Origin of the sequence: Pseudonocardia parietis, assembly GCF_017876315.1 — a bacterium.
In the GTDB taxonomy this organism is placed as follows: Bacteria; Actinomycetota; Actinomycetes; order Mycobacteriales; family Pseudonocardiaceae; genus Pseudonocardia; species Pseudonocardia parietis.
In genome coordinates this window covers 4551173-4567253 of record NZ_JAGINU010000001.1, presented here as the reverse complement: position 1 = coordinate 4567253, position 16081 = coordinate 4551173, and the positions used below count along the sequence as shown (strand labels likewise).

General features: G+C 75.2%; 15 protein-coding genes. All 15 read left to right on the top strand.

Annotated elements, in window-relative coordinates; translation table 11 throughout:
• Positions 1-515 precede the first annotated feature (515 nt).
• Positions 516-830, top strand: coding sequence for an integration host factor, actinobacterial type (gene mihF / locus JOF36_RS21615; protein WP_020627642.1), 315 nt, complete (start codon positions 516-518; stop codon positions 828-830).
• A gap of 13 nt (positions 831-843) precedes the next feature.
• On the top strand, positions 844-1464 hold the full coding sequence (gene gmk / locus JOF36_RS21610) for a guanylate kinase (RefSeq protein ID WP_307862513.1): 621 nt from the start codon (positions 844-846) through the stop codon (positions 1462-1464).
• A 48-nt stretch (positions 1465-1512) separates the two neighbouring features.
• Entirely contained in the window at positions 1513-1782 is a 270-nt protein-coding gene (rpoZ, locus tag JOF36_RS21605) for a DNA-directed RNA polymerase subunit omega (RefSeq protein WP_210030153.1), read from the top strand.
• 9 nt (positions 1783-1791) lie between these two features.
• Positions 1792-3021 carry a bifunctional phosphopantothenoylcysteine decarboxylase/phosphopantothenate--cysteine ligase CoaBC gene (coaBC, locus tag JOF36_RS21600; protein WP_307862512.1) on the top strand — a complete coding sequence of 410 codons (1230 nt, stop codon included), beginning with the start codon at positions 1792-1794 and terminating at the stop codon, positions 3019-3021.
• 53 nt (positions 3022-3074) lie between these two features.
• Positions 3075-3377, top strand: coding sequence for a hypothetical protein (locus tag JOF36_RS21595; RefSeq protein ID WP_210030152.1), 303 nt, complete (start codon positions 3075-3077; stop codon positions 3375-3377).
• Between the two features lie 562 nt (positions 3378-3939).
• On the top strand, positions 3940-5142 hold the full coding sequence (metK, locus tag JOF36_RS21590) for a methionine adenosyltransferase (protein ID WP_307862511.1): 1203 nt from the start codon (positions 3940-3942) through the stop codon (positions 5140-5142).
• A gap of 95 nt (positions 5143-5237) precedes the next feature.
• Positions 5238-7439 carry a primosomal protein N' gene (locus JOF36_RS21585; protein ID WP_210030150.1) on the top strand — a complete coding sequence of 734 codons (2202 nt, stop codon included), beginning with the start codon at positions 5238-5240 and terminating at the stop codon, positions 7437-7439.
• 194 nt (positions 7440-7633) lie between these two features.
• The gene (gene def, locus JOF36_RS21580) at positions 7634-8182 is read left to right on the top strand and encodes a peptide deformylase (RefSeq protein WP_210030149.1); all 549 of its coding nucleotides are present in this window, start codon (positions 7634-7636) and stop codon (positions 8180-8182) included.
• Positions 8179-9111: a methionyl-tRNA formyltransferase gene (fmt, locus tag JOF36_RS21575; RefSeq protein ID WP_210030148.1), complete on the top strand. Its 933-nt coding sequence runs from the start codon at positions 8179-8181 to the stop codon at positions 9109-9111. Before def ends, fmt begins: the two co-directional genes overlap by 4 nt.
• Before the next feature lie 1108 nt (positions 9112-10219).
• Positions 10220-11563 carry an RsmB/NOP family class I SAM-dependent RNA methyltransferase gene (locus tag JOF36_RS39305; protein WP_245352322.1) on the top strand — a complete coding sequence of 448 codons (1344 nt, stop codon included), beginning with the start codon at positions 10220-10222 and terminating at the stop codon, positions 11561-11563.
• Positions 11564-11656: 93 nt separating this feature from the next.
• Complete coding sequence (gene rpe / locus JOF36_RS21565; RefSeq protein WP_210036083.1) at positions 11657-12355, top strand: ribulose-phosphate 3-epimerase; 699 nt, start codon at positions 11657-11659, stop codon at positions 12353-12355.
• Positions 12356-12401: 46 nt separating this feature from the next.
• Complete coding sequence (ribD, locus tag JOF36_RS21560) at positions 12402-13421, top strand: bifunctional diaminohydroxyphosphoribosylaminopyrimidine deaminase/5-amino-6-(5-phosphoribosylamino)uracil reductase RibD (protein WP_210036074.1); 1020 nt, start codon at positions 12402-12404, stop codon at positions 13419-13421.
• Between the two features lie 15 nt (positions 13422-13436).
• A complete protein-coding gene (locus tag JOF36_RS21555; protein WP_210030146.1) occupies positions 13437-14069 on the top strand; it encodes a riboflavin synthase in 633 nt (210 codons plus the stop codon).
• A 77-nt stretch (positions 14070-14146) separates the two neighbouring features.
• A complete protein-coding gene (locus tag JOF36_RS21550; RefSeq protein WP_210036070.1) occupies positions 14147-15412 on the top strand; it encodes a bifunctional 3,4-dihydroxy-2-butanone-4-phosphate synthase/GTP cyclohydrolase II in 1266 nt (421 codons plus the stop codon).
• Between the two features lie 86 nt (positions 15413-15498).
• The gene (gene ribH, locus JOF36_RS21545) at positions 15499-15990 is read left to right on the top strand and encodes a 6,7-dimethyl-8-ribityllumazine synthase (protein WP_210030144.1); all 492 of its coding nucleotides are present in this window, start codon (positions 15499-15501) and stop codon (positions 15988-15990) included.
• Positions 15991-16081: the final 91 nt, after the last annotated feature.

The following is a 16081-nucleotide window of genomic DNA, read 5'->3' as shown; positions in this document are numbered from 1 at the left end:
CGACAGGCCGGGGGTTCGGTCCACGAGTGGTGGCGTCTGCGTCGCTCCGACAGGCCTGGGGGCTCCATCGGCGTCGTTCCGACAGGGCCGGGGCTCCAGCCGGGTCTTTGCGGGCGTCGCGCAAGCCGGACGACACTGCTGGGGCGCCGGGCGTACGGGGTGTGGTGGGTCGTGCGCTCGGTGTGCACAGCAATCGTGCTCTGGGCGCACCCGGAGGGCAACTGGGCGCGGCCGGCCGTGTCGCGTTCACCCGTCCGGCGCTGGACGGTGCGCCCACCTGTCGTTCGGGGGAGCCCGGCGGCCCGCGAGCAGCGTCACACAGCGTGCCAATGATCACCTCGGGGACGGTGAAACCGGTGGTGGGACCCCCATTGACGCCCTGCTGGACGCGCTGGGTACGTTCGATCGCGGATCCGGGACGTCCCCCGGACGGGTCGGTGTGACCCACCACCCGGTCGCCGCCGTGACCGCGGCGAGAACGACGTGACACGACACCGAACTACGGAGGAACCACCGTGGCCCTTCCCCAGCTGACCGAGGAACAGCGCGCCGCAGCGCTGGAGAAGGCCGCGGCCGCGCGCCGGGCCCGGGCCGAGCTCAAGGACCGCCTCAAGCGCGGGGGCACCACCCTGGAGGAGGTGCTCAAGAAGGCGGAGACCGACGAGGTCCTCGGCAAGATGAAGGTCTCCGCGCTGCTCGAGGCCCTGCCGAACGTCGGCAAGGTCCGCGCGCAGCAGATCATGGAGGAGCTGGAGATCGCGACCAGCCGCCGGCTGCGTGGTCTCGGCGACCGCCAGCGCAAGGCCCTGCTCGAGCGCTACCCGAGCTGACCGGGCGCTTCCCGTGACCGAGACCTTCGATGTGTCGCCGGCGTCCCCCGACCGGACCGGGCGCCCGATTCGCGGGCGCCTGCTCGTGCTGGCCGGGCCGTCCGGCGTGGGGAAGAGCAGCGTGGTCGCGGGACTGCGCGAGGCGCTGCCGGAGCTGCTGTTCAGTGTGTCCGCCACGACCCGGCCCGCCCGGCCGGGCGAGGTGGACGGCCGTGACTACCGCTTCGTCAGCCGGGAGGGGTTCGACGCGCTGATCGAGCGCGGCGACCTGCTCGAGTGGGCGGAGGTGCACGGTGGGCTGCAGCGCTCCGGCACGCCCCGGGAACCGGTCGAGCGGGCGCTGTCCACCGGTCGCCCCGTGCTCGTCGAGGTCGACCTGCAGGGCGCCCGGTCGGTGAAGCGGGTCCTGCCCGAGGCGGTCACCGTGTTCATCGCGCCGCCGTCGATGGAGGAGCTGGCCCGCCGGCTCACCGACCGTGGGACCGACACTCCCGAGCAGCGGGAGCGTCGCCTGCGCACCGCGATCGAGGAGATGGGCGCCCGCGACGAGTTCGACGAGGTCGTCGTGAACGACGACCTGCAGGCCGCGATCGGCCGGTTGGTAGCATTGGTGGTCGACCGCGACGCCGTGTGACGTCTCCGCGGCGCCATCGGCCCCCCTCGTCTTCCCAGGAGCACGTACGTGAGCACTCCGACCGCCGGCAGTATCGCCCCCGAGGGCATCACCAACCCGCCGATCGACGACCTGCTCGGACAGGTCAGCTCGAAGTACGCGCTGGTCATCTACGCGGCCAAGCGCGCCCGGCAGATCAACGACTACTACTCCCAGCTCGGCGAGGGCCTGCTGGAGTACGTCGGCCCGCTCGTCGAGCCGGGCCCGCGTGAGAAGCCCCTCTCGATCGCCATGCGCGAGATCCAGGCGGGCATGCTCGAGCACACCGAGGGCGAGTAAGTCCCGGCCGTGCCGAACGAGGTCGGACCGCCCGAGGTTCTGCTCGGTGTCTCGGGTGGCATCGCCGCCTACAAGAGCGCGGAGCTGCTGCGCAGGCTGACCGAGTCCGGGCACGCCGTGCGCGTGATCCCCACCGAGTCCGCGCTGCGGTTCGTCGGTGCCGCGACCTTCGAGGCGCTGTCCGGGCGTCCGGTGACGACCGGTGTCTTCACCGACGTGTCCGAGGTCCCGCACGTCGCCCTCGGGCAGCGGGCGGACCTCGTCGTCGTCGCTCCGGCCACCGCGGACCTGATGGCGCGGGTCGCCCAGGGCCGCTCCGACGACCTGCTGACCGCCTCGCTGCTCACCGCGCGGTGCCCGGTCGTCCTCGCCCCGGCGATGCACACCGAGATGTGGGAGCACCCCGCGACCCGGGACAACGTGGCGCTGCTGCGGTCCCGCGGCACGGTCGTCCTGGAACCGGCGTCCGGCCGGCTGACCGGTACCGACACCGGCAAGGGCCGACTGCCCGACCCGGCGGAGATCGCCGACCTCGCGCGCCTGCTCCTGGAGCGCGCGGACGCGCTGCCCCGGGACCTGGAGGGCCGGCACGTCGTCGTCAGCGCGGGCGGCACCCGGGAGAACCTCGACCCGGTCCGCTACCTGGGCAACCGTTCGTCCGGGCGGCAGGGCTACGCGCTCGCCCGGGTCGCGGCCCAGCGCGGTGCGCGGGTCACCCTGGTCGCCGGGCACACCGCCGACCTGGTCACGCCGGCCGGCGTCGATCTCGTCGCCGCCGGTAGTACCGCGGCGATGGAGACCGCCGTGCGTGCGGCCGCCGCCGACGCGGACGCGGTCGTCATGGCCGCCGCCGTCGCCGACTTCCGGCCGGTCGCCACCGCCGGGGACAAGATCAAGCGGGGAAGTGACGAGCCCGCTCCGCTACGGCTGGCACAGAACCCGGACATCCTCGCCGGTCTCGTGCGGGACAGCCCGCGGCCCGGCCAGGTGATCGTCGGGTTCGCCGCCGAGACCGGCGACGCCGACGGGGACGTGCTGCACCACGGCCGCGCCAAGCTCGCCCGCAAGAAGTGCGACCTGCTCGTCGTCAACGCGGTGGGGGAGGGCAAGGCGTTCGAGACCCCCGACAACGCCGGCTGGCTGCTCGCACGCGACGGTGGCGAGCAGGAGCTCCCGATGGGGTCCAAGGCGCTGCTGGCCTCCCGGATCTGGGACGCCGTCACCCCGCGCCTGTCCTGACCACCCGATACGACGACGGCGCCGCTGCTCGGAGCAGCGGCGCCGTCGTCGTGGTGGGGGTCGCTCAGTCCTCGTCGTCCCAGAAGGACGACGAGTCGCTGCTGCCGCTGGGCTCCGTGGAGGCCGACGGCGAGGTCGACGTGCTGCTCGGGTCGGTCGAGCTGCTCCGGTCGGTCGAGGTGCTCTCCTCCGGGGCCTCCGACGAGCTCGGGGTGCTGGTGGCCGAGGGCTCCGAGCTGCTGCTCGGGGTCAGCGAGTCCTCCGAGGCCCCGGAGTCGGTCTGCGGCGAGGAGCTGCTCGAGGTCGAGACGTGCTCGGCGACCGCCCAGCCGCCGTACTCGGGCAGCTCGACGTAGTCGCCGTCGGTCTCGCCGACGGACGTGGACTCCCCGCGCTCGCAGACACCGACGATCGGCGCCGTGGTCTCGGGCTCCGAGCGCACGTTCACGCTCGCGGTGCAGGTGCCGGTGCCGGCCGCGCTGGCGGTGCCGGCGATCACACCGGTGACGGCGAGACCGCTGACCGCCAGGGCTCCGACGGCGGCGGCGACACGTCGCGAGTTCGGCTTCATCGTGGGACAACCTCCGTGCCGACGGCGGCCCGGGGAGCCGCCGTTCCGTTGTTCTCGTGCCGCCCCGAGTCGTCTCGGGGGCGTTGTCCTCACCAACGAGCCGACGCCCGATCGATTCGCGAACGGGACGGTCAATCACCCCATCTGGCGACATAGCGTAGCCAGCTTCCGATGCTTGATTACTCTGTGTATGTGAAGTAGCCCTCCGTTGTCCCTTACGGAGGCGGAATCTGGACTAGGCTGAGCCGCCGGAGGACGTTCCGACATCGGATGCGTCCTGACGAGCGCGACCGCGAGGTCGTGCCGGAGTGAAATGCAGTGCCACCAACGGGATGGAGAAACAGCGCGTGTCGAACACGAGCCGCCGTCTGTTCACGAGCGAGTCGGTCACCGAGGGCCACCCGGACAAGATCTGTGACGCGATCAGCGACACGATCCTCGACGCGATGCTCGCGCAGGACCCGAGCAGCCGCGTGGCCGTAGAGACCATGGTGACCACCGGCCAGGTGCACGTCGCCGGTGAGGTCACGACGAACGCCTACGTCGAGATCCCGCAGCTCGTCCGCGACCGGATCCTCGAGATCGGCTACGACTCGTCGGCGAAGGGATTCGACGGCGCGTCCTGCGGTGTCAACATCGCGATCGGTGCGCAGTCGCCGGACATCGCGCAGGGCGTGGACACCGCCTACGAGAAGCGTGTCGAGTCCGCCGAGGACGAGATCGCCAAGCAGGGCGCGGGCGACCAGGGCCTGATGTTCGGGTACGCCTGTGAGGACACCCCCGAGCTCATGCCGCTGCCGATCGCGCTCGCCCACCGGCTGTCCCGCCGGCTGACCGAGGTCCGCAAGAACGGCACGCTGCCCTACCTGCGTGCCGACGGTAAGACCCAGGTCACCATCGACTACGACGGTGACAAGCCGGTCCGTCTGGACACGGTCGTCCTGTCCTCGCAGCACGCCGCGGACGTCGACCTCGACGGGATGCTGTCCCCGGACATCCTCAAGCACGTCGTGACCCCCGAGGTCGAGGCGCTGGGCTGGGACCCGTCCGAGCCGCGGCTGCTGGTCAACCCGACGGGCCGGTTCGTCCTGGGCGGCCCGATGGGTGACGCGGGTCTCACCGGCCGGAAGATCATCGTCGACACCTACGGCGGCATGGCCCGTCACGGTGGCGGCGCGTTCTCCGGCAAGGACCCGTCGAAGGTGGACCGCTCGGCCGCGTACGCGATGCGCTGGGTGGCGAAGAACGCCGTCGCCGCCGGGCTGGCCGGCCGGATCGAGGTCCAGGTCGCCTACGCGATCGGCAAGGCGGCCCCGGTCGGGCTGTTCGTCGAGACCTTCGGCACCGAGAACGTCGACCCGGCGAAGATCCAGAAGGCGATCGAGGAGGTCTTCGACCTCCGTCCGGCCGCGATCATCCGTGACCTCAAGCTGCTGCGGCCGATCTACACGCCGACCGCGGCCTACGGGCACTTCGGCCGGACCGACATCGACCTGCCGTGGGAGGACACCTCCCGCGCCGACGCGCTCAAGTCCCTCGTCGGCGCCTGACCGATCCTGCTCCGCCCCGTGGCCGGGCCCGCATCGCGCGGGCCCGGCCACGGGCGTCTCCGGGGCGTGTCGGTGACATCTGGTAGACCCTGGCCGTGAGTTCTCCCGTGCCGGCCCGATCCGGTGGCGCGGTCCGCGCCCGGCGTCCCGCGCGGAACCGCGGCGAGTGGCAGCCCGCCGAGGAGCTGCCGGTGGCGCGCGTGGTCGTCGACGTCGCGCTGCCGCACCTGGACCGGTCCTTCGACTACCGGGTGCCGTCGCACCTGGCCGACGCCGCCGTCCCCGGCGTGCGGGTGCGGGTGCGGTTCGCCGGGCGGCTGCTCGACGGCTACCTGCTCGAGCGTGCGGCGGACTCCGCGCACGGCGGCAGGCTCGCCTGGGTGGAGAAGGTGGTCTCGCCCGAGCCGGTGCTGACCCCCGCGGTGGCCGGGCTCGCCCGCGCCGTCGCCGACCGGTACGCCGGGGTGCTCGCCGACGTGCTGCGGCTCGCGATCCCCGCCCGGCACGCGCGGGTGGAGTCGGAGAAGTCCCGCGACCGCTCGGTCCCCGATCCGCAGTCCCCCGACCGCACCGGCTGGGACGCCTACCCCCGGGGTGGGGCGCTGCTCGACGCGCTCGCCGGGGGCCGGGCCGCGCACGCCGTCTGGCAGGCACTGCCGGGGGAGGACTGGACGGCCCGGCTCGCCGAGGCCGCCGCCGCGACCCGCACCGCGGGCCGCTCGGCGCTGCTCGTGGTGCCCGACCAGCGCGATGTCGACCGGCTGCACGCCGCCTGCGTGGCGGTGCTGGGGGAGGACGCGGTCGTCGCGCTCACCGCCGATCTCGGCCCCGCCGAGCGGTACCGGCGGTGGCTGGCGGTGTGCCGCGGGAGCGTCCGGGTGGTCGTCGGTACCCGGTCGGCCGCGTTCGCCCCGCTCGGGGAGCTGGGCCTGCTGGTCGTGTGGGACGACGGCGACGACTCGCACTCCGAGCCGCGCGCGCCGTACCCGCAGGTCCGCGACGTGCTCGTGCTGCGCGCGCACCGGGAGGGCGCTGCGCTGCTGGTCGCCGGGTTCGCCCGCACCGCCGAGGCGCAGCTGCTGGTGACGTCCGGCTGGGCCAGCCCGGTGGTCGCCGACCGGTCGACCGTGCGGGCACGCGCCCCCCGAGTCACCGCGATCGGGGAGAGCGACACCCAGCTCGTCCGGGACCCCGCGGCTCGCGCCGCCCGGGTGCCGGGTGTGGCGTTCGAGGCGGCGCGGGCGGCGCTGCAGGCGGGCCGGCCGGTACTGGTCCAGGTCCCGCGGTCCGGGTACATGCCGTTCCTGGCGTGCGGGTCCTGCCGCGAGGCGGCGCGGTGCCGGCACTGCGCGGGGCCGCTGGGGCTGCCGCGTCCCGGTACCGGGCCCGCCGGTGGACGCGACGGCGGGTCAGGCCCAGGTCCCCGGCGCAGCACCGACAGCCCGGGGGAGCCCGGACCGGCCCGCGGCGCGTCGGGAGCGGCCGGCGACGGTGCCGGGGCGCTGCCCGCGTGCCGCTGGTGCGGCCGGGCCGAGCCGGCGTTCCGGTGCGGCAGCTGCGGGTCCCGCAGGCTGCGGGCCGGGGTGATCGGGGCCGGGCGGACGGCGGAGGAGCTCGGCCGGGCGTTCCCCGGGGTGACCGTGCGGGCCTCCGGCGGTGGCACCCCGGTGCTCGACGACGTCCCGGGCGGCCCGTCCCTGGTCATCGCCACCCCCGGGGCCGAACCCGTCGCCGACGGCGGGTACGGCGCCGCCTTGCTGCTCGACGGCTGGGCGATGCTCGCCCGCCCCGACCTACGCGTCGCCGAGGAGACGCTGCGCCGCTGGTTCGCCGCCGCGGCAGGCGTCGTCCCGCACGGCGACGGTGGCCGGGTCGTGGTCGTCGCCGAGTCGGCGATCCCGACGGTGCAGGCGCTCGTGCGGTGGGACCCGGCCGGGCACGCCGAGGGCGAGCTGGCCGAGCGCACCGACGTCGGCTTCCCGCCCGCGGTGCGGATGGCCGCCGTCGAGGGGCCGCCTGCTGCCGTCGCGGAGCTCTGCGACGCCGTGCTGGACCCGGACCGGGACCCACCCGAGGGCGTCGAGCTGCTCGGGCCGGTGGAGATCGATCCACCGGAGCGAGGGGGCGGGCCGGTCGCCGCCGGCCGGGACGAGATCCGGGAGCGGGCGCTGCTGCGGGTGCCGCGCCGGGCCGGTAGGCGGCTCGCGGCGGCGCTGCACGAGGCCCAGGCGGTGCGCACGGCCCGCAAGGCGCCGGAGACGGTGCGGGTATGGCTGGACCCGGACGAGATCGACTGAGGCTCGGCAGTCGAGGGGCGAAGCAGCGGCACTGTGGCTCGGCGGTCGAGAGCCGAAGCAGCGGCACCGATGCGGCACCGAGGCCACGCGGCGGGGGCGATCCCGTGGGGACGGGCAGTGGCACAATGGTCCGCTGACCACCGGGCGGATCCAGCATCGCCCGGGCTTCCGGCCGATCGCCCGCGAGGAGAACCGTGCCCATCCAGCCCGTCCGGCTGTTCGGCGACCCCGTGCTCCGCACCCGTGCCTCCGAGGTCATGGACTTCGACGCGGAGCTGCGCAAGCTGGTCACCGACCTCACCGACACCATGCACGACGAGGGTGGTGCCGGCCTCGCCGCGCCGCAGATCGGTGTGGGCAAGCGGGTGTTCGTCTACGACTGCGACGGCTTCACCGGGCATCTGATCAACCCCGTCTGGGAGGCGGTCGGGGAGGAGGAGCAGTTCGGCCCGGAGGGATGCCTGTCGATCCCCGGCTTCGGCTGGGACTGCCGGCGCAAGCTGACCGTCGTCGCCCGCGGCTGGAACATGCACGGCGAGCCGCAGGTGGTCGAGGGCTCCGAGCTGCTGGCGCGCTGCATCCAGCACGAGACCGACCACCTCGACGGGGTCCTGTTCGTCGACCGGCTCGACAGCGAGACCCGCAAGCAGGCGATGCGCGAGATCCGTGAGGCGGCGTGGTTCGGCGAGCCCGAGCCGGTCGTGAAGGCCAGCCCGCACGCGATGTTCGGCAAGGCCCGATGAGGCTGCTGTTCGCCGGTACCCCGGAGCCCGCCGTCCCGTCGCTGCGGGCGCTGCTGGAGTCCCCGCGGCACGAGGTGGTCGCGGTCCTGACCCGGCCCGACGCACCGTCCGGCCGCGGACGCAAGCTGACCCGGTCCCCGGTCGGCGCCCTCGCCGACGAGGCCGGGATCCCGGTCCTGACGCCGGCCAGGCCCTCGGAGCCCGGTTTCCTGGATTCGCTGCGCACGCTCGCCCCGGACTGCGCGCCGGTGGTGGCGTACGGGGCACTGCTGCCGCGCCCGGTGCTGGACGTGCCCGAGCACGGCTGGGTCAACCTGCACTTCTCCCTGCTGCCGGCGTGGCGCGGGGCCGCACCGGTGCAGGCGGCCCTGCGGCACGGCGACGACGTCACCGGTGCGACCACGTTCCGGCTCGAGGAGGGCATGGACACCGGCCCGACCTTCGGGCTGGTGACCGAGACCGTCGGTGCGACCGACACCGCCGGTGCGCTGCTCGGCCGGCTCGCGGAGTCGGGGGCCAAGCTCCTGGTGGCGACGCTGGACGGCATCGAGGACGGCACCGTGCAGGCGGTGCCCCAGCCCGCGGAGGGCGTCTCGTCGGCCCCGAAGGTGACTCCCGCCGACGCACGGGTGGACCCCGGTGCACCCGCCACGGCGATCGACCGGCTGATCCGGTCGGTGACGCCGGACCCCGGCGCGTGGTGCGAGTTCCGGGGCGATCGGCTCGGGATCGGCCCGGCCCGTCCGGTGCGGACCGGTGAGGTGGAGCTGGGGCCGGGCGAGCTGTGTGTCGAGCGCAGGCGGGTGCTCGTGGGGACGGCCACCGTCCCGCTCGAGCTGGGTGAGGTGACACCGAAGGGCAAGCGGTCGATGCCCGCACCGGACTGGGCCCGTGGGGCCCGGATCGAACCGGGCGAGCACCTGAGCTGAGCAGCCGGGAACGACCGCCGCCGGCTCCCGGCGGCGGAACCGACGACGACCACAACGAGGACGGCCGGGCCCGACCCGGCCGAGGCGGGACTCCCGCCGAGGAGACGACGTGAGCGAGCAGGACCCCCGGTCCCGGCCGGGCGACGACGACCGGCGGCGCGACGGTCGCGGCGCGCCCCGCGACGGGGACCGCCGCGGTCCCGGTGGCCCGGACCGCGGCGGGCGGTCGCGCGACGATTCGGCCCGGCGCGACGGCCCGCGGCGGGACGGCGGAGGTCCGCGTGACGGCGGCGGCCGGCGGGACGACGCCGGCCGGCGTGATGCGGGCCGGCGCGACGACCGGAACCGGGGCGGCGGCCGTACCGATGACCGTGGCCGTACCGGCTCCGGGTGGGGCGGCGACCGCGATCCCCGCGCCGGCGGCCGGGACGACCGCAGCGGTGACCGCACCGGTGACCGCGACCCCCGCGCTGGTGGGCGGGACGACCGCACCGGTGACCGTGGCCGCACCGGCGGCGGGCCGCGTGACGGCGGAGACCGCGCCGGTCGGGACCGGTCCGAGCAGGACCGAGCCGGCACGGGCCGGCGGGACGACCGCCGCGACGAGCGCGGGGGTGACCGTGGTGGTGACCGGCCGCGCTTCCGGGACGACCGTGGTGGTGACCGCACGCGTCCCCGCGACGAGGGCGGCGGCGACCGCCCGCGCGGGCAGGGCGACCGGCGTGACGAGCGTGGCCGCGAGCGCACCGGGCACGGGGACGACCGGCGCCCCAGCCACTCCCGCTCCGGCGGTGACGTCGCGCGCCGCCGCGACACCGGCGGACCGAGCCGCGACACCGGCGGGCCGAGCCGTGAGACCGGAGGGCCCCGCGGCGGGTTCCGCGCGGCAGGCCCGCGGGACGACCGTCCCCGGGACGACCGTGAGGGCCGTCCCCGCCGCGACCGCGACACCGGCCGGTCCCCGCGTCGCGAACAGGAGAACCGCGGCCGCCGGGACGAGGGCCGCCGCGAGCGCACCGCGGGCCCGCGCAACGCCGGCCCGCCGCGCGGGCGCGTCGGCCCCGGCCGGCCCCCGAGCGCCGACCCCGCGCGGCAGGCCGCGTACGACCTGCTGACCGCCGTGCGCGAGCGGGACGCCTACGCCAACCTCGCCCTGCCCGGCATCCTGCGCCGGCACGGGCTCCGCGACCGCGATGCCGCACTGGCCACCGAGCTCGGCTACGGCACCCTGCGCGCCCAGGGGCTGCTCGACACGATCATCGACGCGTGCACCGACCGGGCGCTGTCCAAGATCGAGCACCCGCTGCTGGACGCGCTGCGACTCGGCGCCTACCAGCTGCTGCGTACCCGGGTCCCGGACCACGCCGCCGTCTCGACCTGCGTCGAGCTCGTCCGCGGCGACCACGGCTCGCAGTCCGCCGGGTTCGTGAACGCCGTGCTCCGCCGGATCGGGGAGCGCGACGAGGCCGCGTGGCTGGACCGCCTCGCCCCGGACCCGGCCGAGGACCCGGTGGGCTCCGCCGCGCTGCGCCACGCCCACCCGCGCTGGATCGCCCAGGCGTTCGCGGACGCGCTGGGCGACACCGGCGAGGAGCTCACCGAGGCCCTCGCCGCCGACGACACCCGCCCGCGGGTTCATCTGCTCGCCCGGCCCGGTGAGATCTCCGCCGAGGAGCTCGCCCTGGCCACCGGCGGCGAGCAGGCGCCGTGGTCGCCGTACGGCGTGCACCTGGAGCCCGGGAGCGGCGAGGTCGGCGAGCTCGACGCCGTCGCCGAGGGACTCGCCCTCGTCCAGGACGAGGGCAGCCAGCTCGTTGCCGCAGCGCTCGCGAAGGCGGAGCCGGTGGGCGCGGACACCGGGCGCTGGCTGGACCTGTGCGCCGGGCCGGGCGGCAAGGCGTCGCTGCTCGGTGGCCTGGTCGCCGCCCACGGCGGGACGATCGACGCGGTGGAGTCGAGCGAGCACCGGGCCGAACTGGTCCGGAAGGTGACCGCGGATCTCCCGGTGACCGTGCACGTCGCCGACGCCCGGGAGGCGCCGCTGCCCGACGGGGTGTTCGACCGGGTGCTCGTCGACGCCCCCTGCACCGGGCTCGGCGCGCTGCGCCGCCGCCCGGAGGCACGGTGGCGCCGCCGCCCCGAGGACACCGCCGAGCTCGCCCGGCTGCAGCGCGAGCTGCTGGTCGCGGCGCTGCGCCACGTGCGCCCGGGCGGCGTCGTCGCGTACGTCACCTGCTCGCCGCATCTCTCGGAGACCGTCGGCGTCGTCGGGCGGATCCTCGGACGCGAGGGACGGCCGGGCCCCGCGGGCCCGGTCGAGCAGCTCGACGCCCGCGCCGTGCTGCCCGACGGCATGCCCGGGCTCGGTGACGGCCCCACCGTGCAGCTCTGGCCGCACCGGCACGGCACCGACGCGATGTTCCTGGCGCTGCTCCGGCGACCGGCCGACTGACCCGCGCCGTACGGGGGCGGGGTGTGATCCCGCCCTCGTACGGGGGTGCGGGTGGCCGTCGAGGGCAGGGATAGCCTGCTCGGTGTGCATCCGATGATCGCGCCCAGCATCCTCTCGGCCGACTTCGCCCGCCTGGCCGAGGAAGCCGCGGCCGTCGCGACGCCCGGTGAGGGCACGGGCGGGTATCCCGGTGCGGACTGGCTGCACGTCGACGTCATGGACGCGCACTTCGTGCCGAACCTGACCCTCGGTCTCCCGGTCGTGCAGAGCCTGCGCGCCGCCACCGACATCCCGCTCGACTGCCACCTGATGATCGAGGACCCGGACCGCTGGGCCCCCGGATACGCCGAGGCGGGGGCGAAGAACGTCACGGTGCACGTCGAGGCCGCGCACGATCCGGTGATGCTCGCCCGCGACCTGCGCGCCGCCGGGGCCCTCGCCGGCCTCTCGATCAAGCCGAACACCCCGCTCGACCCGTACGTCGAGGTGCTCAAGCACTACGACACGCTGCTGGTGATGAGCGTCGAGCCGGGCTTCGGCGGGCAGAGCTTCATGCCCGAGGTGCTGGACAAGGTCCGCACCGCGCGGCGCCTCGTCGACACCGGGCACCTGAAGCTGATCGTCGAGATCGACGGCGGGATCAACGCCGACACCATCGAGGAGGCCGCCGAGGCCGGCGTCGACTGCTTCGTCGCGGGCTCGGCCGTCTACGGCGCCGACGACCCGGCACGCGCGGTCGCGGCCCTGCGCGAGAGCGTGCGCCGCAGCGCGCCGCACCGCTGGGCCGACTGATCCGACCGGCACGGTGAGCGCGGACGGGCCGGTGGCCGAGCAGGCGATGCGCCGGGCGCTCGCCGCGTCCGACCGGGTGCACGGCACGACCAGCCCGAACCCCGCCGTCGGCTGTGTCGTGCTCGACCGGGACGGACGGGTCGTGGGCACCGGGGCCACGTCGCCGCCCGGCGGGCCGCACGCCGAACGCGCCGCGCTGGCCGAGGCGGGCCCCCGGGCCGCGGGCGGCACCGCCGTCGTGACCCTCGAGCCGTGCAACCACACCGGCCGCACCGCGCCGTGCGTCGACGGCCTGCTCGAGGCGGGGATCAGCCGGGTGTACACGGCGCTCGCCGACCCGAACCCGGTCGCGGCGGGGGGCCTGGACCGGCTGCGCGCCGCGGGTGTCGAGGTGACGCTCGGCACACTCGCGACCGAGGTGGCGCGCGGCCCGCTGCGCGGCTGGCTGCACCGCCAGCGCACCGGCCGCCCGCACGTGACCTGGAAGGTCGCCACCACCCTCGACGGCCGGGTCGCCGCGGCGGACGGCAGCAGCCGCTGGATCACCGGCCCCGAGGCCCGGGGTGAGGTGCATGACCTGCGCCGCAGGATGGACGCGATCGTCGCCGGCACGGGTACCGTGCTCGCGGACGACCCCGTCCTCACCGCCCGCCATCCGGACGGAACCCTGCGCGACCACCAGCCGCTGCGGGTCGTGGTCGGGAACCGGGACGTTCCGCCCGGGGCCCGGCTGCGTGCCGAGGGGGTCGCCCCGGCGCTGCACCTGCGGACCCGCGATCCGGCCGAGGTGCTCGCCGAGCTCACCCGGCGCGATGTCGTGGATCTCCTGCTCGAGGGAGGGCCGACTCTCGCCGGGGCGTTCGTCGCCGCGGGCGCCGTCGACCGGGTGCTGGTGCACCTGGCCCCGGCGCTGCTCGGGGCCGGACCGCACGCCCTCGGGGACGCGGGGGTGGGAACGATCGCGGACATCGTGCGGTTGCAGGTGGACGAGGTCCGCCGGGCCGGCGGGGACATAGTGGTCGACGCAGTGATCGACCCACGGCCGGCCTGCGGACCGGCCGAGTAGCAGGAGGGGACGCGGATGTTCACCGGCATCGTGGAGGAGGTCGGCGAGGTCGTCGACCTCCGGGCCGACGACGACGTCGTCGTGCTGACCGTACGGGCGGCGCTGGCCGCCGAGGTCGGCCACGGCGAGTCGGTGGCGGTGAACGGCTGTTGTCTGACGGCCGTCGTCGACGGCGCGCCCGGCGGGACGCTCACCCTCGAACTGGTGCGCGAGACCCTCGAGCGGACCTCGTTCGGCGCCGTCACCACCGGGTCGGGGGTGAACCTGGAGCGGGCGGTGCCCGCCGGGGGACGCCTCGACGGCCACATCGTGCAGGGCCATGTCGACGGTGTCGGCACCGTGGTCTCCCGCACCCCGGGCGAGCGCAGCGACGAGGTGCGGTTCGCGCTGCCGCCCGAGCTCGCCCGGTACGTGGTGGAGAAGGGATCGGTCGCCGTCGACGGCGTCTCGCTCACCGTCGCCACCGTGTACCCGGACGGGTTCGGTGTGGCGTTGATCCCGACGACCCTGGCCGACACGACCCTGGGGTCGCGCGCTCCCGGCGACCCGGTCAATCTGGAGGTCGATGTGATCGCCAAGTACGTGGAACGGATGACCGCGGGGTACCTGCAGGGCCCCGGGTCCGGACAGGAAGGGGTCGCCCGGTGAGGGAGCCGTCGACCACCCAGGGCAGCGCCCCGGACGAGACCGCCACCGGCAAGCTGCCGGAGACCCCGCACTCCGCGATGAGCCCGGCCGAGCGGGCCGCGCGGTTTGCCCAGATCGAGAAGGCGATCGCCGACATCGCCGAGGGGAAGCCGGTCGTCGTGATGGACGACGAGGACCGGGAGAACGAGGGCGACCTCATCTTCGCGGCCTCGAAGGCGACCCCGGAGCTGCTGGCCTTCACCGTCCGCTACACCTCGGGCTACATCTGCGTGGCGATCACCGAGGAGGCGTGCGAGCGGCTCGACCTGCCGCCCATGCACCACACCAACCGCGACTCCTTCCGCACCGCGTACACGGTCACCGTGGACGCGAAGGAAGGGGTGACCACCGGTATCTCGGCGCAGGACCGGGCGCACACCATCCGGCTGCTCGCCGACCCGGGCACCGAGGCCGCCGAGCTCGTCCGGCCCGGGCACGTGCTGCCGCTGCAGGCCCGCGAGGGCGGGGTGCTCCGGCGCCCCGGCCACACCGAGGCCGCCGCCGACCTGGCCCGGATGGCGGGCCTGGCCCCGGCCGGCGCGCTCTGCGAGATCGTGTCGGAGAAGAACGAGGGCGAGATGGCCCGCGGGGACGAGCTCGGTGTCTTCGCCGCCGACCACGACCTCACGCTGATCACGATCGCCGACCTGATCGCCTACCGGCGCCGGTTCGAGAAGCACATCGAGCGGGTCGCCACCGCCCGGATCCCGACCGGCCACGGTGACTTCCTCGCCCACGGCTACGACTCGCTGCTCGACGGGGTCGAGCACATCGCGATGGTCATGGGCAGCGTCGGCACCCCCGTCGACGACGGCGAGAACGTGCTGGTCCGGGTGCACTCGGAGTGCCTCACCGGCGACGTCCTCGGTTCCCTGCGCTGCGACTGCGGCCCGCAGCTCGACGCGGCGCTGGAGACCGTGGCGAAGGAGGGGCGCGGCATCGTGCTCTACATGCGCGGGCACGAGGGCCGGGGCATCGGCCTGCTGCACAAGCTGCAGGCCTACCAGCTGCAGGAGTCCGGTGCCGACACCGTCGACGCGAACCTGGCGATGGGGCTGCCCGCCGACGCCCGTGACTACGGCATCGGCGCCCAGATCCTCGCCGACCTGGGCGTGAAGTCCATGCGGCTGCTCACCAACAACCCGGACAAGCGGGCCGGGCTGGAGGGCTACGGGCTGCGCGTCGTCGGGCGCGAGGCGATGCCGGTCCGGCCGACCCCGCAGAACCTGCGCTACCTGCGGACCAAGCGGGACCGCATGGGCCACGACCTGCCCGATCTGGGCGTGGCCGACCCCGGGCTCTAGGTCGCAGCGCGCACACGCTGCGCCGACCGGGCGGGCACGGGTACCCCCGTGCCCGCCGGGTCCGCGGCACCGGCGAGAATCGAGCCATGAGCGGCGAGGGCCGGCCCACCGGGGCCACGCAGTTGGACGCGACCGGACTCCGGGTCGGGGTGGTCGCCGCCCGGTGGCACGCCGAGATCGTCGACAGCCTGCTGGAGCGTGCGGTGGCGACCGCCCGCGACGCCGGCACCGAGCCGACCGTCGTCCGGGTCCCCGGCACCGTCGAGCTCCCGGTCGTGGCCCAGGAGCTGGCCCGCACGCACGACGCGGTCGTCGCGCTCGGTGTGGTGATCCGCGGCGGCACCCCGCACTTCGAGTACGTCTGCGACGCGGTCACCGCCGGACTGACCCGGGTGGCGCTCGACGAGTCCACCCCGGTCGGCAACGGTGTACTCACCACCGAGACCGTCGAGCAGGCGCTGGCCCGCTCGGGCGCACCGGGCTCGGCCGAGGACAAGGGCTCCGAGGCGTGCGGCGCGGCCCTGGAGTCGGCGCTGGTGCTGCGCGAGCTGCGCTCCGGCGCCCCGGCCCACACGTGAGTCACGGCCTCGACCGGGCCGGACAGGGAGGACACACCGTGACCGAGAAGTCGCACCAGGAGACGGCGGCCGCGGCCCCGCGGGGCGAGCG